This is a genomic window from Nocardia suismassiliense (assembly GCF_900269665.1).
GTDB classification, from domain to species: domain Bacteria; phylum Actinomycetota; class Actinomycetes; order Mycobacteriales; family Mycobacteriaceae; genus Nocardia; species Nocardia suismassiliense.
In genome coordinates this window covers 2,959,309-2,984,447 of record NZ_LT985361.1, presented here as the reverse complement: position 1 = coordinate 2,984,447, position 25,139 = coordinate 2,959,309, and the positions used below count along the sequence as shown (strand labels likewise).

The following is a 25,139-nucleotide window of genomic DNA, read 5'->3' as shown; positions in this document are numbered from 1 at the left end:
TATGGCACCAAACCGATAGCCTACGGTTATGGAACGCAGGCAACTCGAGTACTTCGTCGCGATCGTCGAGCACGGCGGGTTCACCCACGCTGCGCGGGCTTTACGGGTAGCCCAGCCGTCGCTGTCTCGGGCGATCGGCAAGCTGGAGCGCGAACTCGGGGTGGCGCTGTTCCATCGGGTCGGCCGCAATGCCGTACTGAGCAATGCCGGCGAATTCATGGCCGACCGGGCGCGCCAGGTGCTGCGCGATCTGGACGCGCTGCGGGCCGCCGCGCAAGCCGTCGGCGCCGGTGTGGTCGGGCGCGTCGATGTCGCCGCCACCTCGTCCTCCACGCTGGAACCGGTGATCAGCACCATCGCCGAACTGCGCGAGCATCACCCCGGGCTGACGGTGGGCACCTGGTCGGCACTGTCCGCGGCGGAGGTGGTCGCCATGGTGTTGCGCGGGCGCTGCGAGGCGGGGGTGTGCGGCAGCGCGGAACGCCCCGCCGGACGCGGTCTGGTGGCCCATCACCTGCGCGACGAACAGTTCCTGCTGGTGGCGCCGCCGGGCACCAAGATCGGCACCGATGGCACAGTGACGCCAGAAGACCTGCGCGGCATGAGCTTCGTGATCACCCAGCCCGCCACCGCCGTCCGGGCCCGGTTCGACCGGCTCGCCGCCACCGTCGGCGATCTGCGCATCGCCGCCGAGGTCGGCGACCGCAGCGTCGTGCTGCCGATGGTGCTGCGCGGCATCGGCGCCGGGCTGATGCCCGACGGCTGGCACGACCTGGCCTGCCGGGCCGGGGCCGAGGTGTATCGCTTCGACCCGCCGGAGAAGCTGCCGCAGTGGTTGGTACACCGCGGCGGACCGCTCACCGCCGCGGCGCAGGCGTTCATCGACACCACGCTCAGCCATGCCGCCCGGGCGCGCGAGGCGGTGCAGTGAAGTCAGCTGACCGCGCACAGATGAGCGGAGCCACGCATCGCCGGGAGCCGCTCGCAGTAGCGGCCGCACACCTTCTGATTTCCCGCACACCGACTCGCCGCCCTGACACGCGTGCGGATGTCAAAACGTGTGCGGCGACAGGCACGGTGCTACCGCCGCAACGTAACCGGACGAGGCACTAGCCGGAGTTGCGCAGCGCGGTGGCGAGGCCGTTCATCGTCAGCAGGATGCCCCGCTTCACCAGTTCGGAGTCGTCACCCCCGCGGAGCCTGCGCAGCAGTTCCACCTGCATCTGGTTCAGCGGCTCCAGGTACGGGAAGCGGTTGTGGATCGACTCGGCCAGCGACGGGTTGTCGGCGAGCAGGTGATCGTTGCCGGTGATGGCGGCGTGCATGCGGATGGTCCTGGCGTGCTCGTCGCGGATCATGCCGAAGATCTTCTCCCGCAACGCCGCGTCCTCGACCAGCTCGGCGTAGCGGGCGGCGATATCGAGGTCGCTCTTGGCCATCACCTGCGCCAGGTTCGACAGCACGGTGCGCAGGAACGGCCAGCGGCGGTACAGATCCGTCAGTGTCGCGAGGCGTTGCGGATCGCCACCGATCCACTCCTCCAGCGCGGTTCCGGTGCCGTACCAGCCGGGCAGCATCACCCTGGCCTGGCTCCAGGACATCACCCACGGGATGGCGCGCAGATCCCCTACCGAGTTCGTCGGTTTGCGGGAGGCGGGCCTGCTGCCGATATTCAGGTCGCCGACCTCGGCCACCGGCGTGGACTGCCGGAAATACTCGACGAAGCCCGGTGTTTCGTGCACCAGTCGCGAGTACGCCGCGCGCGCCCGGTCGGCCAGCTCGTCCATCAGCTCGTAGGACGGCTCCGCGTCCGGCCCGAGTCCCTCCACGTCGAGCAGCGTCGACTCCAGCGTGCCCGCGATGAGCGACTCCAGATTGCGATGCGCCGCACCGGGTTCGGCGTACTTCGCGGCGATCACCTCGCCCTGCTCGGTCAGCCGCAGCGAGCCGTGCACCGCGCCGGCGGGCTGGGCCAGGATGGCGTCGTAGCTGCGGCCACCGCCGCGGCCGACGGTGCCGCCGCGACCGTGGAAGAGCCGCAAACGAATTCCGGTCTTGCGCGCCACCTCGACGAGGTCGAGCTCGGCGCGGTACAGCGCCCAGTTCGCGGCCAGGTACCCGCCGTCCTTGTTCGAGTCGGAGTACCCGAGCATCACCTCCTGGCGCATCCCGCGCGCGGCGACCAGGTCGCGATACACCGGAACATCCAGTGCAGCAGCCAGAGTGGCCGCGCCCGCACCGAGGTCCTCGATCGTCTCGAACAGCGGGACGATGCCCACCGAGCAGTGCGGCGGACCGTCCGGCTCACCGGGATCGAGCAGGCCGCCCTCCTTGAGCAGCAGCGCCGCCTCCAGCATGTCGCTGACCGAGGTACACATGCTGATGATGTAGTTCGGCACCGCCTCGGTGCCAAAAGTGTCCACCACATCGCGTGCGGCGCAGACGATGTCGACTTCCTTGCGGGCCAGCTCGCTCAGCCTGGCGTACGGGCCGAGCAGCGGGCGGCGAGTGCGCAGCTCATCCGCGAGCAGCTCGACGCGCTCGTGTTCGGACAGGCTCGTGTAGTCCGGATGCACACCGGCCCAAGCCAACAGCTCGGCGACGACCTGTTCGTGCACCTCCGAGTTCTGCCGCATGTCCAGACCCTGGAGGTGGAAGCCGAAGGTTTCGATGGCATGCCGCAGCGCGGCGAGCTTGTCGTCGGCGAGCAGCCCGTCACCGCTGGCGCGCAGTGAGGCATCTACGGCGTCGAGATCGTCGAGCACCGCCTGCGGCGTCGGATACGGTTCGGCGCCGACATCCAGACCGTTCGGCGGCACATCGCCGAGGGCGCGGCGCGCGGTTGCCGTCAGCCGGGCCCGGATGCTGTGCACCGCACGGCGATACGGTTCGTCGGCATGGGTCGACGGGTCGGGATAACCGGCTTCGGCGAGCGCGGCCACCTCAGGAGTCACCGGGACCAAACGCGCCGACAACGCCAGCGCCTTCTCCAGCTCGACCAGGTCACGCAGGTACCGCGAGAAGGCGACGGTCGCGGCCTGGTGTCCGGCCTGCCGCACGACATCCGCTGTCACATACGGGTTTCCGTCGCGGTCACCACCGATCCACGAGCCGGGCCGCAGGATCGGCCGCGGCAGCAGCTCGACGCCGGGAAAACGCGAGCGCAGCGCGGCACGCACCTCGGCATTGATCGCCGGGATCACGTCGAACAAGGTGATGTCGTAATAGCGCAGACCCACCGAGATCTCGTCTTGGATTCGCAAGCGCGCCAACCTGATCAGCGCGGTGCGCCACAGCCCGAGCACCTGCCTGCGGATCTGCTGCTCGTAGTCGACGCGCTCACGCTCGGTGTCGGTGTAGCGCTGACGCAGTCGCATCAGCTCGGTGATCCTGGTCTGCCCGTCGAAGACGGTGCGGCGGCGGGTCTCGGTGGGATGCGCCGTGATCACCGGCGACACCAGCGCGTCGGCCAGCAGATCGGCGACCTCGGCACCGTCCAGGGCCGCCGCGTCGAGCTTGCGATAGGTGGCGGCCAGCGACGAATCCTGTGGCGGCTCACCGGCCGCCTCGTGCGCCTTGCGGCGGCGGTCGCGCTGAATGTCCTCAGCAAGGTTGGCCAGCAGCACGAAATAGCTGAACGCGCGGATCAGCGGGAGCGCCACCGCGATGTCGACACCGTCGAGCATCTCGGCGACCGCGCTGCGCTCGACCTCCGCGCGACGCACCCGGAAGGCCTCGATGCGCACCCGCTCGATCAGATCGAACACCTCGGGGCCCTCGTGGTCCCGGATGGTGTCGCCGAGGACGCCACCGAGAAACCGGATGTCGTCGCGCAGCGGCCGGATGGCGTCCTGTTGCGTCTCGCTCGTCGATTCGCCCATGATCAAACAGTATTGCCGTCGGCGACGCGGTGGTATGCGACGGAGCCCACACCGTGTCGCCGCCGGCGGCCGGCAACGCTCAGCCGAGCACCTGGGAGAACCTCAGGTGATTGCCCCACGGGTCGCGGAAACCACAGTCGCGCATGCCGTACGGCTGGGTGATCGGCTCCTGGGTGACCTCGACGCCCGCGTCACGCAGGCGGGCGAAGGTGTCGTCGGCGGATTCGGTGGTGAAGATCAGCATGCCCGCCGCGCCGTTGTTCAGGCGCGACTCGGCCGCCACGCGGGCCGCGTCGTCGGGCACCATCGCGGGGGTCTCCAGCAGGAACTCGATGGTGGGCTGACCGGCCGGGCCGACCGTCAGCCAGCGGCCACCGGGAAACGGCATGTCCTGGCGGAGCTCGAGGCCGAGCAGGTCGCGGTAGAACTCGAGGGCCTTGTCCTGGTCGCCGACGAGCACGCCGACGTGGGTGAGGGCGAGGTCTTTGCCGTTGCTCATGGTGTGTGTTCTCCTTCGGTAAAGCGGGACAACATTATCGACGGCGCGGCCGAGCGGAATTCATCGGCAGTCCTGGTGTCCCTGACCACAGCACAGAAATAGCACCGAGGCGCGGACCCGGCCTACCGTTTCGGCCAATACCAGGCCGGCTGATCGAGCATGCCCTGGCCCGCGATGGTGGTTGCGCCGTTTTCCTTGACCAGCTCGATGGTCTGCAACTCCGGTGTGCTCTGCGCCAGCGCGGTGACCAGCGGCCTGGCGTGGGTCACGACCACGACCTGGGTGTCCTCGGCGACGGTGGCGATGAGCTCGGCAAGCGGGACGAGCAGTTCGGGGTGCAGGCTGGTTTCGGGTTCGTTGAGGACCAGGAGTTCGGGCGGGCGCGGAGTCAGCAGCGCCGCGACCAGCAGTAGGTAGCGCAGGGTCCCGTCGGACAGTTCGGCGCCGCCGAGGGGGCGCAGCAATCCGCGTTGATAGAGCGCGAGCTCGAATCTGCCGTCGTAGTCGAGGATCTCGACCTCGCTGCCGGGGAACGCGCGGTCTATCGCCTTGTCGAGCAGGTGCGCGTCGCCGATCTCGCGGATGGTCTGCAGGGCCGCCGCCAGGTCGGCGCCGTCGTGACCGAGGACGGTGGTGCGGGTGCCGATCTGCGGCGACCTGGCGGGCGCGTCGGCGTCGGTGCGCAGGTGGTCGTAGAACCGCCAGGACCGGATGCGCTCGCGCAGCACCAGCAGATCCGGCGCGCTCTGCGGATCGGCCAGCTCGCTGAGCATGCTGTCGAACGGTTGCAGCGCGTGCGGCACCATCGCCCAGCCGCCGTCGTCGGCGCGCAGCCGCACCACCGGGCCGCCCCGATCCGCGAGCAGCGTCGAAGGGCGCAGTACCGGCCCCGCCCAGACCGCTTCGGCCTTGATCACCGGGTCGAGATTGAACTTCGATTCGCTGTCGGGGGTCGGCGTGCCGAGCTCGGCCGCGTACCCGAAGTCTTCACCCGCGAAGCCGACCCGCAATGCGGCATCACCGCTGGGCGTGCTGCCCTGCCCCGCCCAGCGCGCCGACGCCACGCCGCCTTCACGGGCCAGCGCGGCGATGGCCCCGTTGCGCGAGAAGTCCGCCAGCAGCCGCAACGTGCGATAGAGGCTGGACTTCCCACTGCCATTGGCCCCGGTCACCACGTTGAGCCGCCCCAGCGGCATCGCCAGCTGTCGCAGCGATCGGTAGTTCTCGATAGCCAACGTCCGCAACATGCCCCCAGGCTAACTACCCGCTATGACACGCGCCGCGCTACAGCTGCCGGATCACCCGCGCCGGATTACCCGCCGCGAACACCTTCGACGGCAGGTCCCTGGTGACCACACTGCCCGCCCCGACCACGGTGTCATCCCCGACCGTGACGCCCGGGCACACGATGACCCCGCCGCCGAACCACACATTGTTGCCGATCCGGATCGGCGCCGCGGTCTCCCACCGCTGCCTGCGCAGCTCGTGATCGTCCATCGGGTGCAGCGCCGTCAGCAGCTGACACCGCGGACCGATCGACACATCGTCGCCGATGACGATCGGCGCGCAATCGAGCAGGATCGCATCGTAATTCAGGAAACTGTTCGCCCCGATCTCGATGAGATACCCGTAGTCGCACTGGAATCGCGGCATGATCCACGACCCCTCCCCCAGCTTCCCGAGCAGTTCGCGCAGCACCGCGTCGCGCCGCTCGCCCGCCTCGGATTGGTTGAACTCCGCGCAGAGCGCCTGCGCCCGCTGCCGCTCCGCCACCAACTCGGCGTCGTTGTCCCGGTACAACTCCCCGCGGAGCATCCGCTCCTTCATCTCACCCACTCCGCCACCCTAGACACCGAACGGGACATGACGGCGACAGCTGTCGCGATCATGTCCCGTTCGATGAAAAGTGGTCAGGCAGGGAGTCCCTGCACGGATAGTCGGTGGAAGAGGACCTGCTCGAGCAGTGCGACGAGCACCTCTTTCACCGATTCCCGGTCACGCGCATCGCATTCCAGCACCGGGATCCAGTCGTCGAGTTCCAGTGCCTCGCGGACCTCGCCGAGGTCGAAATGCATGCCGTTGTCGAAGCGGTTGACCACCACGACGAACGGCGTCTGCTTCTCCTCGAAGTAGTCCAGCACGGGGTAGCAGTCGCCGATCCGGCTGGTGTCCACCATGATCACCGCGCCGAGCGCGCCGTCGACCAGGTCGTCCCACAGGAAGACGAATCGGTCCTGGCCCGGCGTGCCGAACAGGTACAGGATCAGCGAGCGGTCCAAGGTGATTCGGCCGAAGTCGAGCGCGACCGTGGTCTGCGTCTTCTCCGCGCGCCGGCCCGGATCGTCGACGCCGATCGCGACCTCGGTCATCGCCGCCTCGGTGACCAGCGGCTCGATCTCGGAGATGGCGCCGATGAACGTGGTTTTGCCGACGCCGAATCCACCGCTGATCACGATCTTCACCGAGGACGGCATCGTCGGGGCGGGCGGCGGGTTGTCAGAGTGCCCGTACAAGGTCCCTGATCCTCTCGATGGCAGCGGTGGACAGTTGATCGGCCTCACGCACCGTCGCGTAACCCCCGGCGACGAGATCGCTCACGACGACCTTCGCGACACCGACCGGAACGCGCAGCGCGGTACCGATTTCCGCGATGGAGTGCGGCTGCTGGCACAGCTGCACCACGGTGCGCTGCTCGAACTGCAGCGGTGCGGACAGCGCCGAAGGCGGTGCCTGCACCAGGGTTTCGATGCGCAAACCGTCCATCAACGGCGTGGTGCGCCCCGCGGTGACGACAAAGGGACGCACAAACTGTTCATCACTGTCGACAAGCTCTTCGGCCGGGGCTTCTTTTTGGCCTGGACGATCCGGATCGAACCATCCGAACATCTGGTTCATCGGGATCATCCGCGGGTCCGGCAGCCTCGGCCGGTCAGGATCTCTCATCTTCGCAACGTCTCTCGCAATTCGGAAATCAACGTCGGGTCAAGGAGCGACCCGGCGCGTTCGGCCAGCACGGCCATTTCGTAGCCGACCAGACCGACATCGCAGTTGCCGTCGGCGATGACGCCGAGGCAACTGCCGTCACCCATGGCCGAGACGAGCAGGAAGCCCCGCTTCATCTCGATCATGATCAGTTTGAGCCCATCGAACGAGTAACTGCGCGATGCGCTCTTGGCGAGGCTGGCCAGACCGGACACCATGGCGGAGAGCCGGTCTGCTGAGGTGCGGTCCAGACCATCGGACATCGCGATGAGCAATCCGTCCGAGGAGACCGCCACGGTGTCGCGGACGCCGTCGGTTTCCCGGACGAAGTTGGCGAGCATCCAGTTGAACGTGTGCGGGTCGGCGCTCGGCAAGTGAGTGGTCACCGGTTCTCCTCTGCGATGGTCTGAGCCTGATCGTCGGCGCGGGCGTCGTGGTCGCGGGCACCGACATACGGACGGGTCGTCGACGGCGGCGGCGGTACACCGCGCTCGTGTCCGGCCCGGAACGACGAAAGCATGCTACGGGTTTCCTCCGGCGAGCGTTCCGGAATCGGCGCCCGATCGCGACGTTCGCTGGCGCCGTTGGTTTCCCGGCGCGGCTCGGTGCCCGGCGCCGTGCCCGCGGAACGAGACTTCTTGTTGCGCTTGACAAGTCCGTTACGCGTGGTGCGCGGTCCCGCACCCGCCGGGGCTGCCCCGTTGACGCCGTGGTGCTGCTCCGGCGGCGCATCCGGCAGCCGCCACGTGCCGGTATCGGTCAGCAACCGATCCGCGTTGTCGGGCGGGGTGGAAACCGTTGGCGGGGACACGAATTGGGAGTACGCGGAGGGAGCAGGCCCGGAGGCGGGCGGTGCCGCGTGCTGCGGTCCGGTGTCGAACCGCTCTTCGCGCGGTATCGCCCGCTGTGCCGCGGTCCACGGCCCCTCGGCCTGGCGCGGCGTGCCGTTGAGCTCGTTCGACGGCGCCGCGTGTGCGGGACCACGCTGGCTCGGCACGGTCGGCTCCGGCGGGTTGTTACCCCGGATCACCGCGGGCGAGGTCATCGCGCCGTTGGCAGGCGACGGTTCGAGTTCGGGCACGCTGGTCGACTCCGAGTCGGCGCCCCAGGAGCGCTCCAGCCCGGCGCCGGAGATCTTGGCCTGCACCGCGGCGGGCCGCCGATCCTGTTCCTGGACAAGGATGTCCAGCGGCAGCGACATGCGCGCGACGATGCCGCTGACCGGCGAGACGTTGAGCTCGACGTCGATGCCGAGCCGCTCGGCCAGCCGGCCGACCACGTAGTGGCCCAGGTAGCGGGTGGGCGCGACGATGAAGTCCTGCTCGCCGCGCAGCCTGGCGTTCGACTGGATCAGCTGGTCCATCGGCATGCCGACACCGTGGTCGACGACGGCCAGCAGATACCCGTGCGGTACCCGGCGGCCGTAGATCTCGACCTCGAGATCCGGTGGGGAGAAGGCGAGTCCGTTCTCGATCAGCTCGGCGAGCATGTGCGCGAGCTCGCTGACCACCGCGCCGGTGATCATGACGTCGTCCACCCGGCGCAGTACCACCCGGCGGTAGTCGTCGACCTCGGACAGGCCGGCCCGGATCACGTCGCTCAACGCGATGGGCTGGGCCCAGCGCCGCGGGCTGGCCTCACCGACGAGCACCAGCAGGCTTTCGGCGTTGCGGCGCATGCGGGTGGCCAGGTGGTCGAGCTCGAACAGGTTCGACAGACCCTTGGGATCGAGTTCCTCGCGCTCGAACTCACTGATCAGGCCGAGCTGGCGGCGGACCAGGTTCTGGTTACGCCTGGCCAGGTTGGCCATCGACTCGGTGGTGTTGCGGCGCACCAGCGCCTGCTGCGAGGCGAGTTCGAAGGCGGTGCTCTGCACCCGGTCGAGTGCGCCTGCCACGGCGGCGATCTCGGTACTCGCCCCGGGCGGGGCCTGCACCGGCATCGGCGCCTCCGGCCTGCTGTCGTCGGCCCGCGACCACGCCTCGATGACCTGGGGCAGGCGGCGCGAGGCCACATCGTCGGCCTCGCCGGCCAGCGCCGCCAGCGGGCGCACGATGGCGCGCACCGAGGTGATCACCAGCACGATCATGGCGGCGATGGCGATCGCGGAGATGACGAGGAACGCGATCAGCTTGGTGGCCGCGGCATTACGCAGGCTGTCCGCGCGCTCCTGCACATCGTTGCCGACCGCCTGCTGCACGGTGCGCTGTTCATCGAGGACGCTCGACATCTGCGTCCACCAGGTCATCGGATCGACCTCGCGGACCAGCGGGCCCTCGCTGGAGGCGATCGCGATGTTCTCCGATTGCTCTGCCTTGGTGGCGTTCTCGCTCAACATCGCGGCGTCCAGCTTGGCCTGCTGGCTCTTGGTCGCGTAGCGGGAGAACGCGGTGAAGCCCGCGAGCTTGGTGGAGCGGATCTCCATGAACTGCACGTACTCGCCGCCGTTGAACCGGCCCGCGGTGAAGACGCCGTTGAGGAAGCCTCGCTCCTTGTCGACCTCTTCCTTGGCCGCGCCGAGCGCGTACAGCGCCTGCAGACCGCGCTGGATCTGCGGGTCGCGGGCCTGGTCGAGGCCGAGCGCGAGGCGGTTCAGCGCGCTCACGCCGTCGGTGTAGAACTGGAAGACGACCTGCCTGCTGACGCGGCGCGAGTCGATCTGGGTGCGGGTGTTGGACAGCAGATTCAGCTGGCCGAGCGCCGAGCGCACCTGATCGGCGCCGGGGGCGTCCCCGGCCGCGTCGGCGGTCAGCGAGGCGAGCGCCGCGTCGACCTTGCCGCGCTGATCCAGCAGGGGCTGCTGCAGGCGGTTGTCACCACCGAGCAGACCGTTGCTGAGCCCGAGCTCGCGCTGGATCTGGTTGGTGAGGTCCTGCACGCTCAGCGCCAGCGAGACGGCCTTCACCGTGTCGTTGGACTCGCGATAGTCCGAGATCTCCCGGAAGACAGTGACTCCCAGCAGGGCGAGCACCAAAATCAGCGCGAGCGCGAGAATTCGGGTGAGCTGACCACCGATGGTTCGCGGCCGGACGATGGCCGCCATTCTGCCGCTGGGCATCCCGGGGGAAACCGCAGATATGAGATCCGGTGTGTCCCCGGGCTTTGGTTGCCGTAGACGTGAACGCACCAACCTGCTACTCCTCCGAAAAGCCGGCCGTGACAGCTCCACGACGAGCGCACGGAAAGTCTCCGAGCAAAATCCCATATGCCCGGTCCGGCGTCAACTCGAGAACCCCGGATGGGGAACTTTGTTCATACTTTTCAACCCGAGCTGCAACCTGTTGCTACTAACTGTCCAGTTGCGGTCAGTTAATCTTGTACAAGGTTGAAGCAGAACTAATAACCCACCCGCTCGGGGGGATCAACAGGAAGAACCGTCGACACTCCGGGCGCCGACCCGAAATGCCCTCGGATAGTAGCGGAGTCGTCGCCCCGCGCGCACCTCGTGCCGCCACGGCACACACCGCTTGGCGGCACCGAGAGTTACGGCTACTCGGCGCCGATCAGCAACGCGCCAGCAAGTGGCGGTGGAACTACTCGCCGCCGAGGATCGCGAGGACCTGCTCGGAGGTGTAGAACGGCTCGAGCCGCTCCCGAATCAGCTTGGACAGCACGCCGTTTCGCTTCGCGCCGTCGATGACGGCGGGGCCGTAGCGCAGGATTTCAGTGGTGATGTCAGCCCCGGAGAGGCCGAGCTCGGGCAGCATGGCCGCGAGCGTGTAATCGCCGTACTTGGTGAAGAACACCTCGACGCATTCCTCGACGAGCAGACCGAAGTATTCCTTCTCCCTGGTGGTGACCGCGATTTCATAGCAGAGCAGCACCAGTTCGTTCAGGTCCCGCTGCGACAGATAATCGCGCAGCCCGCTCACCGGTTCGTCGGCGTGCAGATCCCAGAATTCCATGGCGGCGTCGTGCACCGGTGCGTCGCGCAACATTTCGCGGATCGCGTTGTTGGTGCGCTTGAGCGCGAAAACCGCGCCCTTGCCTGCCATGTCGCCGATGAAGGTGCTCTCGGTCGCCTTCTTCGCGCTCTTGGCGGCGGACTGGCCCATCGAGATCAGCGAGGAGACACCGGGGATCTTGCCGGCGAACTGCTTATTGGCCTCCATGAAATCGGAGATCAACTTGTCCACGAACTTCGACGCGACGGTGGCGACCAGCGGGCTCTCGGTGAGCCGGTCCAGGATGCGCTCCTGGGCCTGGTGCATGCCGAAGATCTTCTCCAGCAATGCTTCCACCGGTTCGCGGTCGACCACCTGACCGAGGGTGTACTCGTTGTTGTTCGCGATGTGGTCGTAGATCGAGTCGGCGAACACCCCGACCATGTCGGCGAGCACCGGACTGCCACCGATCAGATCGATGATCGTCGCGACGGTCTGCTTGGCCTGATCGACCTCGACGATGTCGCGGAAGATCAGGGTGTCCGCGACACCGAGCACCGACTCGACATCGCGGGCAACGACTTCGGCGAAGCGGTCGCCACTGACCTCGGCCAGCACGAAGTCGACCTGGGCATCGAGTAGTCGTTCAGCAATCTCGCGCGGCTCGGGCATCGAGTTCCACCAATCACAGTCGTAGTACGGCGCCCGGCCAGGTTACGGCCCGTGTGTTTCGGTGTCGTTGCCGCGCAACGACTTCCGTATCTGATCCAGGCGTTCACGCGCCGCCTGCTCGCGCGCGTCCCATTGCTCGTCGGCGCTGCGGCCCGCCGGGGTCTGCTGGTCGAGCTCGCTCATCCCCTGCGCGGTGCCGTAGCGCTGCTCGACCTTATCGCGAACTGACCCCCAAGTAGGGACGCCGGAGGCGGAATATCCACCCGTCTCAGTCGGTGCCGTGATACCGGTCGGCGGTACCGGTACCGCGGGTACCGCAGAGGCCCCTCCGACCTGGCCGGATACGTCGTGCAGCGGCGGGGCGGCATGCACCGACGGGGGCATCGTGGTAGGAGTCACACCTGGTGAGGCAGTCGCATCACCGGTGTCCAGCAGGCCGATCAGGGCCGCGTGCACGGTCGCGAAGCTGGGCCGTTCCGCCGTGGCGACCAGCAGTACGCCGATCAGTTCGCGGTCGGACAGCGCCGCCAGCCGGGCCGCCATCTCGCTGTTCTCTGTCATGGCACCAGGCTACGCAGCGCAAGGCGGGCCGCCTCAGGGTCGGACGATGGCACCGGCCCAGTCACGCACCAGCTCGAACCAGGCCGAGCCGCCCACCATGATCAGGTCGTTGTGGCCCGCGCCGGGGAAGATCTGCAGGCGTTTCGGTTCGCGGGCCGCGGCGTAGAGGCGTTCGGCGTGCCGCAGTGGCAGGAGTTCGTCCTGGTCGCCGTGCATGATCAAGACCGGGGCGCGCAGGGAGCGGATGCGCCGCGCGTTCGGGTACGCGTCTGGGACGAGCGGGCCGGGCAGGAAGGGGTAGACGGATCTGGCGGCGTCGCGCAGGCCGGAGAAGGTCGACATCAGCATCACGCCCGCGGGCGGATGCGCCTGGGCGAGTTCGAGCACAACGCCGCCGCCGAGCGACTTCCCCAGGTAGAGAACATGATTCGGGTCGACACCGGGTTGCTCGAGCAGTACCCGGCGGGCCGCGCGGGCGTCCAGATAGGTGCCGTGTTCGGTGGGGCGGCCGGTGCTGCGCCCGTATCCGCGATAGTCGAACGCGAGCACATCGAACCCGGCCTCGACGAGCAGCGCGAACAGTGCGATGCGATCGCCGATATTGCCCGCGTTGCCGTGCGCGAACAGGATGTGGCCGACCGATTTCGGCGCGGGCAACCACCAGCCGTGCAGCGTCTCCCCGTCCGCCGTGCTGATCGACAGGTCGGTATAGGCCATGCCGAGGATGGCGGGCGTCTGCAGGATCCGCCGATCCGGCAGATAGGTCAGCGCGTTCAGGATCGGACTGGCCGGATGTCGCATGATGTCGTTCTTACTCTCCCCCGATGGTTCTGGTCACTCGACCCGCATGACTTTCGTGCTCTGCTGCGCGACGGCATGGCTGGAGCCCGCGCCGCCGATGATGCGCAGCAGCGTGCCGCGCAACCGGGTGACCTCGTCCGCGCCGACGATCTCGTCCAGGTGCCGATCGAAACGCTCGACCACCGCGATACCCGCGTCGACGACGGCCCAGCCGCGGGTGGTCAGGCGCACGAGGCGGGCGCGCCGATCGGCCGGGTCCACCTCGACTTCGACGTAGCCGTGCTGCTCGAGATGGCGAATCAGTTCACCCATGGCCTGTTTGGTCATCCCGGCCCGCTCGGCCAGCGTGGTCTGCCTGGTGCCGTCCGGTTCGATCAGCTGGAAGACCGGGGCATGCGCGGCGCGCACATCGGTGAAACCGGCGGCGGCGATGCCCGCGTCGAGTTCGGCCGCCAAGGTGCGTGCCGCGGCGGACAGCAGACTGCCGAGTGGTGCGGGGCGATCAACCAAAGGATTAGTAAGGCGCTTGACCATATTTCTCCTTGCTCCTACTGTTGGTAAGGCACCTTACTAGCTTGAAGGGTTCTGATATGCGCACTGTCGCTGTGGGTCTTGCTTATGCCGCTCTGGTCACCGAAGTTGTCTGGTTGTTGTTGTTCGACGGGGCGCTCGGGTGGATCACCGCGACTGCCGTGGTGATCGTCGCGGTTCACGCCATCACGTTCGCGCGCTTCCACTTCATGCACGTCGGCGTACGGGTGACGCTCGGGCTGCTGCTGCTCGGTTCGGTGGCCGATCGGTTCGGGCTCTTCGGTGCGCCGGGTGGTGCGGGTGTTTCGTGGGGATCGTTCGAGGCTTTCGTCGACTACACGCGAACGTTGTTGCCGGGCTTCGCGAGTGGGCTCGCCGGGGCGGCCGCCGTAGCGGCGACGGTGCTCGAGGTGGTGCTCGGTGCCGCACTCGTTCTGGGGGTGCTCCCCCGTATCACCGCGGCATGCACTGCTGGACTGCTCTCCTTGTTCATGGTGGCGATGTGGACTGCGCTGGGTTTCGCGGCGATGTCCGCCTACGCCGTTCCCGTCCTCGTCGCGGGGGCCGCGATGATCGCTACTGCCGAGAAGCGTTCGGTCGAGCGCAGGTCGGTAGCTGATCACCGAGTGGTACCCGAACCCGCGTGAGCATCGTGCGGGCCGGAAGTCGTTCGGACGTCGGGCTGCCATCCCCGCACACCGACCGCGCCGACGCACACTGCATTCTTGACTGACCATGCGTGCCAAGGCAATTCACGTGCGCGCGTCCACGTTGCCCTGCCGCACACTGCCCTGCCGCACACTGCCCTGCCGCACACTGCCCTGCCGCACACTGCCCTGCCGCACACTGCCCTGCCGCACAAGGAATTGCTGACAATTCCTTGTGCGGCAGGATGATTGGTCCGGCTATCCGCGCAGGACCGCGCCGACGGCGTCCGCTGCGGCGGCTACCGCGGCGTCGCGAGCGGCGCTGGCCTCGTCCTCGGTGAGGGTGCGGTCGGTGGCGCGGAAACGCAGGGCGTAGGTGAGGGACTTGCGGCCCTCACCTGCTTGAGTGCCCTCGTAGACGTCGAACAGCGCGATGTCTTCGAGCAGGTCGCCGCCGCCGGTGCGCAGCGCCGACTCCACCGATGCGGCGGGAGTACTCTTCTCGACACTGACCGAGACGTCCTGCAGCACCGCCGGGAACGGGGAAATCGTTGGGGCGGGGCGGGGTTCGAGCAGCGGCAGGGCGTCGAGGTCGAGTTCGACGGCGCAGGTCCGCGGCGGCAGACCGGAGCGTTCCAGCACGGCGGGGTGCAGTTCGCCTGCGTGACCGACGACCGTGCCGTCCACCACCAGTTCGGCGCAGCGACCCGGATGCCAGGGCAGGTGCGCCGCCGGACGGCGTTCGATCGTGACGCCCGCCGCGTCGGCCACCGCATCGGCGAGGGCGAAGGCGTCGGCAGCCTCGGCCTGACGGCCCTGCCCCCACGCACCGCGCGGTTCGCGGCGACCGGTGAGAACGGCCGCGACGTGCACGGGCTGGGCGGGCAGCGAGTCGATCAGTCCGGCGATCTGCTCATCGGTGGGGCGACGGTCGACCGGCAGCGCCTCGACCGGGCGCACGTTGTCGCCGGGCAGCACCACCTGCGCGATGCCGTAGATGGTGAGGTCGCGGGCGCCGCGAGAGATGTTGCGGGCGGCCACTTCCAGCAGTCCCGGCAGCAGCGTGGTGGCCAGCTCGGCGCGCTCCACGTCGAGCGGGTTCAGCACCCGGGCGGTCGCGCGACGCGGGTCGTCGGCGTCCAGACCCCAGGTGTCGAAGACACCGGCGGGCAGGAACACCGGCGCGGGCACCTCGACGGCACCGGCGAAGGCCAGTGCGCGGCTGACCGAGCGACGCCGCCGCTGGGTGGCGGTGAGGCCGCGGCCGGCCGGCGCGGCGGGCAGCACGGACGGGATCTGCTCGAGCCCCTCCAGCCGGAGCACCTCCTCGACCAGGTCGGCGGGCTGCACAAGGTCGGGCCGCCAGCTCGGCGGGGTGACCGCGAGCTGCCCGTGACCGGTGGTCTCGTCGACCGCGACCTCGACGGTGCAGCCGATCTGAGCGAGCCTGCGCGCGGACGTACCGGTCGGGTAGACGACACCGGCGACGCGGTCGGCCCGGTCGATGTCCATCCGGATCGGCGGCGCGGACGGCACCGGGACGCGGACGTCGGTGAGCGCGGATTCGACGGTGCCACCGGCGATTTCGGCGAGCAGCGTAGCGGCCCGGTCGAGCGCGGCCACGTTGATCTCCGGGTCGACCACTCGCTCGTACCGCTTGCCCGCCTCGGACACCAGCTTGTGCCTGCGCGAGGTGCGGTAGACGAGCAGCGGGTTCCAGGTGGCGGCTTCCAGCACGATGTCGGTCGACTCCGCACCGACCTCGGTGGTCGCGCCGCCCATCACGCCGGCCAGCGAGATGACGCCGGAATCGTCGGCGATCACCACGTCTTCGGCGTCCAGGGTGCGCTCGACCTCGTCGAGGGTGCGCAGCGTCTCGCCCTTGTTGGCGGTGCGCACCACCAGGCCGCCGGTGAGCTTGGCCGCGTCGAAGGCGTGCAGCGGCTGGCCCAGTTCCAGCATGACGTAGTTGGTGACGTCGACGGCGGGCGAGATCGGGCGCACGCCGGACAGCAGCAGCCTGCGCTGTAACCACCAGGGGCTCACCGCATTCGGGTCGATACCGGTGACCCGGCGCACCGCGAAACGGGTGCACTTCGAGTCGGGCTCGAGCCGGACCGACCAGGCGTCCGGCTCGTCATCCGGGAGGGTGCGCACGGCGGGGTCGGCATACTCGAGGTCGAAGCCGCAGGCGAGTTCGCGGGCCAGGCCGCGCACCGAGAAGCAGTAGCCGCGGTCGGGGGTGATGTTGAGCTCGATGACCGTATCGTCCAGGCCGAGCAGCTCGTTCGCGTCCGCGCCGGGCTCGGCGGTGCCCGGTTCCAGCACCAGGATGCCCGCATGATCCTTGCCGATACCGAGTTCGGCGACCGAGCAGATCATGCCGTTGGAGACGTGCCCGTAGGTCTTGCGCGAGGAGATGGCGAAACCACCGGGCAGCACACCGCCGGGCAGCACCACGACGACCAGGTCGCCGACGGCGAAGTTGGTTGCCCCGCAGACGATCTCCTGAAGGTCCGGGTTGCCGACGTCGACCTTGCAGAAGCGGATCGGCTTCTTGAACTCGGTCAGCTCGGTGATCTCGGCGACGCGGCCGACGACCAGCGGCTTGTCGATATCGCCGCCGATCCGTTCGAGTTCGTCGACTTCTTCGACCTCCAACCCCACCCGGACGAAGCCCGCGTCGAGTTCCTCCGCCGTCACCGACCAGTCGGGGACGGTGCGCTGGATGATGTCGGTCAGCCAGGACTGCGCTACTCGCACTTGACGTTTCGCTCTCTCGATCGAAGGGTGGTCTCGGTGGGGGCCGGCTCAGGACCGGATGCCGAAGGGCAGCGTGAAACGCACATCGCCCTCGACGATGTCGCGCATGTCCGGGATGCCGTTGCGGAACTGCAGCGTCCGCTCCAGGCCCATGCCGAAGGCGAACCCGCTGTACACCTCGGGATCGATCCCGCTGGCGATCAGCACCTTCGGGTTCACCATGCCGCACCCGCCCCACTCGACCCAGCCCGCGCCGCCCTTCTTGTCCGGGAACCAGACGTCGACCTCGGCGGAGGGCTCGGTGAACGGAAAGTAGTTGGGGCGCATCCTGGTTCGGGTATCCGGCCCGAACAGCGCGCGGGCGAACGCGTCCAGCGTGCCGCGCAGGTGCGCCATGGTCAGGCCCTTGTCCACGGCCAGCCCCTCCACCTGGGAGAACACCGGGGTGTGCGTGGCGTCGAGCTCGTCGGTGCGGAAGGTGCGGCCGGGGCACACCACGTAGATCGGCAGCTCGCGTTCCAGCAGCGAACGCACCTGCACCGGGGAGGTGTGCGTGCGCAGCACCTGGCGCGAGCCCTCCGGCGCGATGTGGAAGGTGTCCTGCATGGTGCGGGCCGGGTGGTCGGGCAGGAAGTTGAGCGCGTCGAAATTGAAGTGCTCGGTCTCCACCTCGGGACCCTCGGCGACCTCCCAGCCCATCGCGACGAACACGTCGGCGACCTGCTCGGAGATGACGGTGATCGGATGCCGGGCGCCGAACGGGTGCCTGCGGGCGGGCAGCGTGACGTCGATCGCCTCGGCCACCAGCACCGCGGCGTCCCGCTCTTCGAGCAGCGCCGCGCGGCGCGCCTCGAACGCCTCGGAGATCCGGGCGCGCGCCACGTTGACCCGCTTGCCCGCGTCGGCCTTCTCGGTCTTGGGCAGGCTGCCGAGGGCACGCTGCGCCAGCGCCAGCGGCGCCTTGCCGCCGAGATGCTCGGTTTTCGCGACCGCGAGCGCATCCAGGTCGGCGGCAGCGGCGAACGCCTTTTCGGCCGCCGCCGCGGCTGCGGCCAGTGCCTCCTCGGTCAGCGTCGCGTTCTGCTCGACTGCGTCGTTGTCGTCGGCCACGGTGGTTCGACTCTCCCCTGGGGATCGGTTCGCGGACACGGCTCGTTCCCTGCCCACATTGCTGCTGGTGGAATCCTATTGGATGCGTCATATCCGATTCACACGGATTCCCCGCAGCGCGTCCTCCGCCCTGATTCACCACCTCGCGGCTGCACAATGGCGACCGCGGTCACCTGGTGCTATCGACCGATAACCGGGGTATGCATCCACTGATAATGTGTCCAGGCAGTGGGGGCGGGAGAAGGGAGTAGCGCGCGATGGCGAGTTCGACCAGGGTGCGGATGACCGCGGCCGAGCGCGGCGAAGAGGTGCTGCAGGCCGCCGTCGCCGCGTTCGCCGAAGCCGGTTACGCGGCTACCCGGACCGACGAGATCGCCCGGCGCGCAGGGGTTTCCCAGCCGTATGTGATCCGGCTCTTCGGCACCAAACAGCAGTTGTTCCTCGCGGCGCTGCATCGAGTATGCGATCGGATCGAAGAGGTGTTCCGTGCGGCAGGCGAGGCAGCGGAACCCGATGCGACGCCGGCGGAAGCGCTGCATGCGCTCGGGCAAGGCTTCAACGTCTTCCTGGCCGACCGGGAGATGCTGCAGGTGTTCCTGCACGGGTTCGCGGCGAGCGGGGAGCCGGCGATCGGCGATGCCGTGCGCGCCCGCTTCGGCAAGGTCTACCAGTTGGTGCGCGATCTCTCCGGCGCGGGCGTGCACGAGACCCGCCGGTTCGTCGCCACCGGCATGCTGCTCACCGTCATGAGCGCGATCCAGGTGGCGGGTCCGGACGCGGTCGAGACGCCATGGGCGACCGAGATCCTGAACGACTGCATCGAACTCGGCGATTGAATACGCACACCTTTTGACATACGCACGCGTGTCAGCGCGGCAAGTCGTTGTGCGGGAAATCAGCGAGTGTGCGGCTCAGCCCTGGTTCGCGTAGCGCACCCGGGAATTCGCGTACAGGCAGATGGCCGCCGCGGTGGCCAGGTTCAGGCTTTCGGCGCGGCCGCGGATCGGTATGCGAATGCGATGGTCGGCGCGCCGCGTCACGGCGGGATCCAAGCCGTGCGCCTCGTTACCGAACAACCAAGCGACGGGTCCGGTGAACAGTTCGTCGGCGTCGTCGAGATCGACCTCGCCATCAGCGGCCGTCGCGAGGATCGTGATACCCGCCGCCACCAGGGAATCCAGCGTTTCGCCGACGTCGCGATGCCGGGCGATCGGAACATGGAACAGGCTGCCCGCGCTGGCGCGTACACACTTGCCGTTGTGCGGGTCGACCGAGTCACCGGCCAGCACCACCCCGTCGGCACCGACCGAATCGGCCACCCGGATAAGAGTTCCGGCATTGCCGGGTTCGGCCATCTCGACCGGCACGGCGAGCATACGGGGCTGCGCCGCGAGTACCTCGGCCAGCGGCACGTCGATCAGCGCACACACCGCGACGAGCCCTGGCGCGGTGACGGTCTCCCCCAACTGCTGGGCAGCCCGATCGCTGACCAGCGTGGTGCGCACCCCCATCCCCACAGCACTGGCGACCAGTTCGTGCTCGCGAGCCGCGGCGCCGGCGGAGTAGAACAACTCCTGCACTCGCCCGGTATCCAGCGCGGCCGCCACCGAATTGGCCCCCTCGGCGAGGAACAGCCCGGTCTTGCGGCGCTGCGCCCCGCGGTGCAGCTTGACAGCGGAAACGACCCGTGGATTGCGCTCGGAGAGCGCGTCCACGGGTCGTTCCGAAAGGTATTCGCTTGTCACCCGGTGACTTACGCGGCGGGCGCGTTGACGTCCTGCGGGAGGGCGGCCTTGGCGATCGCGACGAGACCGGCGAACGCCTCGGCGTCGGAGACGGCGAGCTCGGCGAGGATCTTGCGGTCCACCTCGACACCCGCGGCCTTCAGGCCCTGGATGAAGCGGTTGTAGGTGATGTCGTTCAGGCGCGCCGCGGCGTTGATGCGGGCGATCCACAGCTTGCGGAAGTCACCCTTGCGCGCCCGGCGGTCCCGGTAGGCGTAGGTGAGCGAGTGCAGCTGCTGTTCCTTGGCCTTGCGGTACAGCCGCGAACGCTGGCCGCGGTAGCCCTTGGAGGCCTCGAGGATGGAACGACGCTTCTTCTGAGCGTTGACGGCCCTTTTGACGCGTGCCATGGGTCAGTCCTTTGTCGATCTAGGGGGCGCATGCGGGCACCCGGAGATTGTCAGTTCGGTCGGCGTCCGGAATCCGGAACGCGGTCGCTGGCTAGGTCTCTCAGAGACCGAGCAGCCTCTTCACGCGCGGGACGTCGACGGACGCGACGGCCTCCGTGCCATCCAGACGACGAGTCCGGCGGGTCGACTTGTGCTCGAGCAGGTGGCGGCGGTTCGCCTGCTGGCGAAGCAGCTTGCCTCGGCCCGACACCTTGAATCGCTTCGAGGCGCCGCTGTGGCTCTTCATCTTCGGCATGGATTCCTCTAATCTGTCTCGTCCCGGCGGCCCTTGCGGACCGCCGGCTCTTATCGGTATTACTGCGGCGGGTCGGCCTGCTCGGCCGGAGCCGCGGCGGGCGCGCTGTCTGCGGTGACGGCTTCAGCGGGCGCGGGGCTCGGCTGCGCAGCGGGCTGCTGCTGCCGCGGAGCTGCGGACTCCTGCTGTGCCTTCACTCGCGTCTTCGCACCCTTGTGGGGCGCGAGGACCATGGTCATGTTGCGACCGTCCTGCTTGGCCGAGGTCTCGACGAACCCCAGGTCCGCCACGTCCGCGGCGAGACGCTGCAGCAGCCGGTAGCCCAGTTCGGGCCTGGACTGCTCGCGTCCGCGGAACATGATGGTGACCTTGACCTTCGACCCCGCCTCGAGGAAGCGCATGACATGGCCCCTCTTGGTCGCGTAGTCGTGGTCGTCGATCTTCGGGCGGAGCTTCTGCTCCTTGATCACGGTCTGCACCTGGTTCTTCCGAGACTCGCGCGCCTTCTGCGCCGTCTCGTACTTGAACTTGCCGTAGTCCATGATCTTGCAGACCGGCGGACGTGCATCCGGAGCGACCTCGACGAGATCGAGATCTGCCTCCATGGCGACGCGTAGTGCATCTTCAACACGCACGATCCCAACCTGCTCGCCGCTCGGTCCGATCAAGCGAACCTCGGGAACACGGATGCGATCGTTGATGCGGGTCTCAGTGCTGATGGGGCCTCCTAGGTCAAGCGGTGTCGTCAAGACGACCGCACGCAATAACTGCAACCCCTTTTCAACACAAAAGCCCCGGAGCGGTATTCCGCGTCGGGGCCCGAGGTCGACCGGTCAGCGCATGCCAAAGACTCGCATGCGATCTTGTGCACGCGGTTCTCCTGAGAGAACCCCGGCACAAGAAACCCGCCTCCGAGAAGGCGGGTGACCGGACCGTTTGACCTGACGATCGCTCGTCGGTAACGGTGGGAGTCGGGCTCCACTTATCAGCCCCGGGCTCGAAATCTTGGAAGAAGACACAACCAGGGGCGGTCGTCAGCAGAAAGTCTAACATTCTGTTCGGCTATCGCCGAATCGCGGTAAACCGCTTGCCCGCGCGCACGGGTGCCTGCCACGCTCCCCCGGTGTCTACTTCACGCCGTGACCTGCTCCGATGGCAGTTCGAACTGACCTGGTCGCTCGCCGAACTCCATCTCGACGCGCTGCGCGTCGAGGACTTCGGCTGGGCGCCCGCCGAACTCCACTGGACAGTACGCCCCGACGCCGAGGGAGTGTGGCGGCCGGACTGGGCCGACACCGAACCCGACCCCATCCCGGCGCCGACCATCGGCTGGCTCAGCTGGCATATCGGCTGGTGGTGGAGCGCGGCCATCGATCAGGTCGCGGGCCGCACCCCGCCCGCGCGCGAAGACGTGCACTGGCCAGGCGACGGCGTCGCGGCAATTGTTTGGCTGCACGGGCTGCGCGACACCTGGCTGCGCACCCTGGACGACCTGACCGAGGCCGGCCTGGACCGGCCCGCGGCCTTCCCGTGGCCCGCCGACGCGGGTTTGACGGTGGCGCACCTGGCGAGCTGGGTGAACTCGGAGCTGATGAAGAACATCGCGGAGATCGGCCAGCTCCGACTCCTCCGAGCGGCCTCGCTAGCCTCATAGCCATGACTGAAGAGCTCGACAACTCCGTGCGCGAACTGGCCGACATCCCGGCGGTGGAGGTGATCAGCCGGGCCGCGGTGATGCTGATGAGCTCGGCGGCGGAGAAGCTCGGGCTCGCGGACGAGGATCCGGAGACCAGCACACGGCGCGATCTGGACGAGGCGCGCCGGGTGATCACGGCACTGGCCGGGCTGGTCACGGCGTCGGTGGAGTACCTCGGGCCGCACGCGGGGCCGATTCGTGAGGGGTTGCAGTCGTTGCAGCGTGCGTTCCGGGAGGCGTCGGCGCATCCAGATGAGCCGGGTAAGGGCCCGGGCGAGAAGTACACGGGGCCCGTCTACTGATTCCGCGCGCTTTGCGACAGCAGTGACCTGAACTTCGCCGGTTCGCTGCTACCGATAATTTTGCCCGGCGGGAAATTTTGCCCGCCGGGCAAGTTTTTGCCGTAGGCTGGTGGCATGCCCGATGAAGAAGTGCTCGGTCTGCGCGAACGCAAGAAGCTCGATACCCGCATGGCGCTCAGCGACGCGGCGCTGGAGCTCGCTTTCGAGCGCGGCCTGGACAACGTCACCCGCGAGGACATCGCGAAGCGGGCCGGTGTCTCGGTGCGCACCTTCAACAACTACTTCACCGGCAAGTTCGACGCCATCATTTACCGGCAGTCGGTCCGGATCCGGCGCAGCCTGGCGGCATTTCGCGAACGCCCGGCAGCCGAACCGCTCTGGAGCGCGCTCACCGCGGCGCTGCTCGAGCCGCTCGAAGCCGAACAGGCCGAGTTCCGCGTCCCCACCGCCGCCCAGCTGGCCGAAGTCCGGAAACTGTTCCGCGCGCCCGAATTACGGTCCGCGCTGTTCACCGGGGTGTCCGAGGACTGGCTCGAGCTGATCGCGGAACGCACCGGGACCGACCCGCTGCGCGATGTCTATCCGCGGCTGGTGACCGGCATGATCGGCACCGTCATCGACGCCGCCATGGTGGCGTACGCGCACGCGGACCCGCCGGTCCCCATCGCCCCGCTGCTGCGCCGCGCCCTCGACCAAGTCGCCGCAGGGCTGCCCGAACCGCCGCGCTGACCGCACCACCAGAAACTCATCATCGAACAAGGGGTGTATTTGTCATGCCTGAAAACTCTGCCGCCGTAGTCATTTCCGGTGCCGGACCGAACGGATTGCTGCTCGCCGGTGAACTCGCGTTGGCCGGCGTGCGGGCGATCGTGCTGGAGGAACTGACCGCGCCGAGTGTCGAACCGAAAGCGAACGGCCTTGTCGGCCAGGTGATTCGGCTGCTCGACATGCGTGGGCTGTATCACGAGTTCGGCGGTGCGCCCGGTGCGCCGCTGCCGCTGCCCAGGTACTTCTTCGCCGGGCTGCGGTTGTCGTTCGCCGAGCTGCCGGACAATCCGATGGCCATACTTGCTATTCCGCAGCCGAAACTTGTTCGTCTACTGGAGAAGTGGGTGCGCGGGTTGGGTGTCGAGGTTCGATGGGGGCATCGGCTCACCGAGTCGACCCAGCAGGACGGGGGCGTCATCGTCACGGTGGCCGGGCCCGAGGGCGACTATCGACTCGACACCACTTTCCTGGTCGGCGCCGACGGCGGCAAAAGCCTGGTTCGCAGACAGGCCGGCATCGAATTCCCCGGGCACACCGCGACGGACAGCATCGTGCGGATGGGACACGTCTGGCTGCCCGATGAACTGCGGACCGCCGACGGTGGCGTCGAGGTGCCCGGTTTCGGGCGGCTTCCGTTCGGGCACAACCGACTCGAACGCGGCGGGTTCGTCTTCGCTGAACTCGAACCGGGACGGCCGCTCGTCGCGAGCATGGAGTTCGGGGTCGAGCCGGTGCCCGCGGGCACGCCGATGACGATCGAGGAACTGCGCGCGGGCGTGCGGCGAGTACTCGGTGTCGACCTGCCGATCGAGGCGCCGCGCGGGCCGGGACCACATGCGTTGCGCCGCATCGACAATCAGAACACCCGGCAGGCCGAGCGGTACCGGGCGGGCAACGTGTTCCTGCTCGGCGACGCGGCACACGTGCACTCCGGGATCGGCGGGCCCGGACTCAATCTCGGCCTGCAGGATGCCGCCAACCTCGGCTGGAAGCTCGCCGCCGAGATCAACGGGTGGGCGCCCGACGGCCTGCTGGCCACCTACCACGCCGAACGGCATCCGGTCGGCGTCCGCGTCATGATGAGTTCCCTGGCCCAAACCGCGCTCTTCGCACCGGGTCCCGAGGTCACCGCGCTGCGCACACTGTTCGACGAGCTGCTCCAGCAGCCGGAGAACACCGCTTACATCGCGCGGTTGATGTCTGGGGCGGACACTCGCTACGAGGTGGGCGACGACCACCCGCTGTCCGGGCGGATGGTGCCGGACTTCACCCTTGAAACCGGCAGTGGCACACAGCGGGTCGCGGAGGTACTGCGGACGGCGCGGCCAGTGTTGCTAACGCTCAACGGTGCCCGCACCGACGGGAGTGCCGGTTACATCGCCCGAGATCGTGCCGGGGCTTACGCCGATGTCGCGGCAGGTTGGCGCGACCGGGTCGACACCGTGGTCGCGACGACTTCCGACACGCCCGCCGCAGCAATGCTCATCCGGCCGGACGGGTACGTGGCTTGGGCGGCCAACGGAGATGCGCATTCCGACGCGGAACGCTTACGGGAAGCGTTGAGCCGCTGGTTCGGTTCGCCCACGAACTGATCGCCTGGCAGCGGGCACAGC

General features: G+C 68.2%; 25 protein-coding genes. 7 read left to right on the top strand and 18 right to left on the bottom strand.

The window, feature by feature from the left end:
- The first annotated feature begins 28 nt into the window (after positions 1-28).
- Positions 29-931, top strand: coding sequence for a LysR family transcriptional regulator (locus tag DBO33_RS13450; protein WP_107655332.1), 903 nt, complete (start codon positions 29-31; stop codon positions 929-931).
- A gap of 178 nt (positions 932-1,109) precedes the next feature.
- On the opposite strand, the gene ppc is transcribed toward DBO33_RS13450, so the two are convergent.
- The 12 genes from ppc to DBO33_RS13390 form a co-directional block, all read right to left on the bottom strand.
- Positions 1,110-3,881, bottom strand: coding sequence for a phosphoenolpyruvate carboxylase (ppc, locus tag DBO33_RS13445; RefSeq protein ID WP_107655331.1), 2,772 nt, complete (start codon positions 3,879-3,881; stop codon positions 1,110-1,112).
- Positions 3,882-3,960: 79 nt separating this feature from the next.
- Positions 3,961-4,380, bottom strand: a complete 420-nt coding sequence (locus tag DBO33_RS13440; protein WP_107655330.1) for a VOC family protein — start codon at positions 4,378-4,380, stop codon at positions 3,961-3,963.
- A 122-nt stretch (positions 4,381-4,502) separates the two neighbouring features.
- Entirely contained in the window at positions 4,503-5,627 is a 1,125-nt protein-coding gene (locus DBO33_RS13435; RefSeq protein WP_107655329.1) for an AAA family ATPase, read from the bottom strand.
- Positions 5,628-5,664: 37 nt separating this feature from the next.
- Positions 5,665-6,216, bottom strand: a complete 552-nt coding sequence (locus tag DBO33_RS13430) for a sugar O-acetyltransferase (RefSeq protein ID WP_107655328.1) — start codon at positions 6,214-6,216, stop codon at positions 5,665-5,667.
- 74 nt (positions 6,217-6,290) lie between these two features.
- Entirely contained in the window at positions 6,291-6,854 is a 564-nt protein-coding gene (locus DBO33_RS13425; protein WP_107655327.1) for a GTP-binding protein, read from the bottom strand.
- Between the two features lie 22 nt (positions 6,855-6,876).
- Complete coding sequence (locus tag DBO33_RS13420) at positions 6,877-7,284, bottom strand: DUF742 domain-containing protein (protein ID WP_199856601.1); 408 nt, start codon at positions 7,282-7,284, stop codon at positions 6,877-6,879.
- A gap of 35 nt (positions 7,285-7,319) precedes the next feature.
- Positions 7,320-7,748, bottom strand: coding sequence for a roadblock/LC7 domain-containing protein (locus tag DBO33_RS13415; protein WP_234390822.1), 429 nt, complete (start codon positions 7,746-7,748; stop codon positions 7,320-7,322).
- A complete protein-coding gene (locus DBO33_RS13410; protein WP_234390821.1) occupies positions 7,745-10,420 on the bottom strand; it encodes a sensor histidine kinase in 2,676 nt (891 codons plus the stop codon). The genes DBO33_RS13415 and DBO33_RS13410 overlap by 4 nt, the downstream gene beginning before the upstream one ends.
- 475 nt (positions 10,421-10,895) lie before the next feature.
- Entirely contained in the window at positions 10,896-11,918 is a 1,023-nt protein-coding gene (locus DBO33_RS13405) for a hypothetical protein (protein WP_107655325.1), read from the bottom strand.
- A 42-nt stretch (positions 11,919-11,960) separates the two neighbouring features.
- The gene (locus tag DBO33_RS43545) at positions 11,961-12,479 is read right to left on the bottom strand and encodes a hypothetical protein (protein ID WP_199856600.1); all 519 of its coding nucleotides are present in this window, start codon (positions 12,477-12,479) and stop codon (positions 11,961-11,963) included.
- A 33-nt stretch (positions 12,480-12,512) separates the two neighbouring features.
- A complete protein-coding gene (locus tag DBO33_RS13395; RefSeq protein ID WP_107655324.1) occupies positions 12,513-13,280 on the bottom strand; it encodes an alpha/beta hydrolase in 768 nt (255 codons plus the stop codon).
- A gap of 33 nt (positions 13,281-13,313) precedes the next feature.
- Positions 13,314-13,814 carry a MarR family winged helix-turn-helix transcriptional regulator gene (locus DBO33_RS13390; protein WP_107655323.1) on the bottom strand — a complete coding sequence of 167 codons (501 nt, stop codon included), beginning with the start codon at positions 13,812-13,814 and terminating at the stop codon, positions 13,314-13,316.
- Between the two features lie 56 nt (positions 13,815-13,870).
- Here DBO33_RS13390 and DBO33_RS13385 point away from each other — a divergent pair, with 56 nt between their 5' ends.
- On the top strand, positions 13,871-14,458 hold the full coding sequence (locus tag DBO33_RS13385; RefSeq protein ID WP_159080234.1) for a hypothetical protein: 588 nt from the start codon (positions 13,871-13,873) through the stop codon (positions 14,456-14,458).
- A gap of 258 nt (positions 14,459-14,716) precedes the next feature.
- Here the strand turns inward: DBO33_RS13385 and pheT are convergent, their stop codons facing one another.
- Complete coding sequence (pheT, locus tag DBO33_RS13375; RefSeq protein ID WP_107655321.1) at positions 14,717-17,221, bottom strand: phenylalanine--tRNA ligase subunit beta; 2,505 nt, start codon at positions 17,219-17,221, stop codon at positions 14,717-14,719.
- Positions 17,222-17,269: 48 nt separating this feature from the next.
- Entirely contained in the window at positions 17,270-18,331 is a 1,062-nt protein-coding gene (pheS, locus tag DBO33_RS13370) for a phenylalanine--tRNA ligase subunit alpha (protein ID WP_107655320.1), read from the bottom strand.
- Positions 18,332-18,588: 257 nt separating this feature from the next.
- Between pheS and DBO33_RS13365 the strand changes: the two genes are divergently transcribed.
- Positions 18,589-19,167 carry a TetR/AcrR family transcriptional regulator gene (locus DBO33_RS13365; RefSeq protein WP_107655319.1) on the top strand — a complete coding sequence of 193 codons (579 nt, stop codon included), beginning with the start codon at positions 18,589-18,591 and terminating at the stop codon, positions 19,165-19,167.
- A gap of 75 nt (positions 19,168-19,242) precedes the next feature.
- Here the strand turns inward: DBO33_RS13365 and DBO33_RS13360 are convergent, their stop codons facing one another.
- The 4 genes from DBO33_RS13360 to infC form a co-directional block, all read right to left on the bottom strand.
- Positions 19,243-20,046, bottom strand: a complete 804-nt coding sequence (locus DBO33_RS13360; RefSeq protein WP_107655318.1) for a TrmH family RNA methyltransferase — start codon at positions 20,044-20,046, stop codon at positions 19,243-19,245.
- 38 nt (positions 20,047-20,084) lie between these two features.
- On the bottom strand, positions 20,085-20,465 hold the full coding sequence (rplT, locus tag DBO33_RS13355) for a 50S ribosomal protein L20 (RefSeq protein WP_107655317.1): 381 nt from the start codon (positions 20,463-20,465) through the stop codon (positions 20,085-20,087).
- Between the two features lie 100 nt (positions 20,466-20,565).
- Complete coding sequence (gene rpmI, locus DBO33_RS13350) at positions 20,566-20,760, bottom strand: 50S ribosomal protein L35 (RefSeq protein WP_040689021.1); 195 nt, start codon at positions 20,758-20,760, stop codon at positions 20,566-20,568.
- A 59-nt stretch (positions 20,761-20,819) separates the two neighbouring features.
- Positions 20,820-21,533, bottom strand: coding sequence for a translation initiation factor IF-3 (infC, locus tag DBO33_RS13345; RefSeq protein WP_107655316.1), 714 nt, complete (start codon positions 21,531-21,533; stop codon positions 20,820-20,822).
- Between the two features lie 350 nt (positions 21,534-21,883).
- On the opposite strand from infC, the gene DBO33_RS13340 reads away from it, so the two are divergent.
- From DBO33_RS13340 to DBO33_RS13325, 4 genes are all read left to right on the top strand, one after another.
- Positions 21,884-22,414, top strand: a complete 531-nt coding sequence (locus tag DBO33_RS13340; protein WP_107660234.1) for a DinB family protein — start codon at positions 21,884-21,886, stop codon at positions 22,412-22,414.
- 2 nt (positions 22,415-22,416) lie between these two features.
- Complete coding sequence (locus DBO33_RS13335) at positions 22,417-22,758, top strand: DUF1844 domain-containing protein (RefSeq protein WP_107655315.1); 342 nt, start codon at positions 22,417-22,419, stop codon at positions 22,756-22,758.
- Between the two features lie 114 nt (positions 22,759-22,872).
- Complete coding sequence (locus DBO33_RS13330; protein ID WP_107655314.1) at positions 22,873-23,487, top strand: TetR/AcrR family transcriptional regulator; 615 nt, start codon at positions 22,873-22,875, stop codon at positions 23,485-23,487.
- A gap of 44 nt (positions 23,488-23,531) precedes the next feature.
- Positions 23,532-25,118 carry an FAD-dependent monooxygenase gene (locus DBO33_RS13325; RefSeq protein WP_107655313.1) on the top strand — a complete coding sequence of 529 codons (1,587 nt, stop codon included), beginning with the start codon at positions 23,532-23,534 and terminating at the stop codon, positions 25,116-25,118.
- The last annotated feature ends 21 nt before the right edge of the window (positions 25,119-25,139 follow it).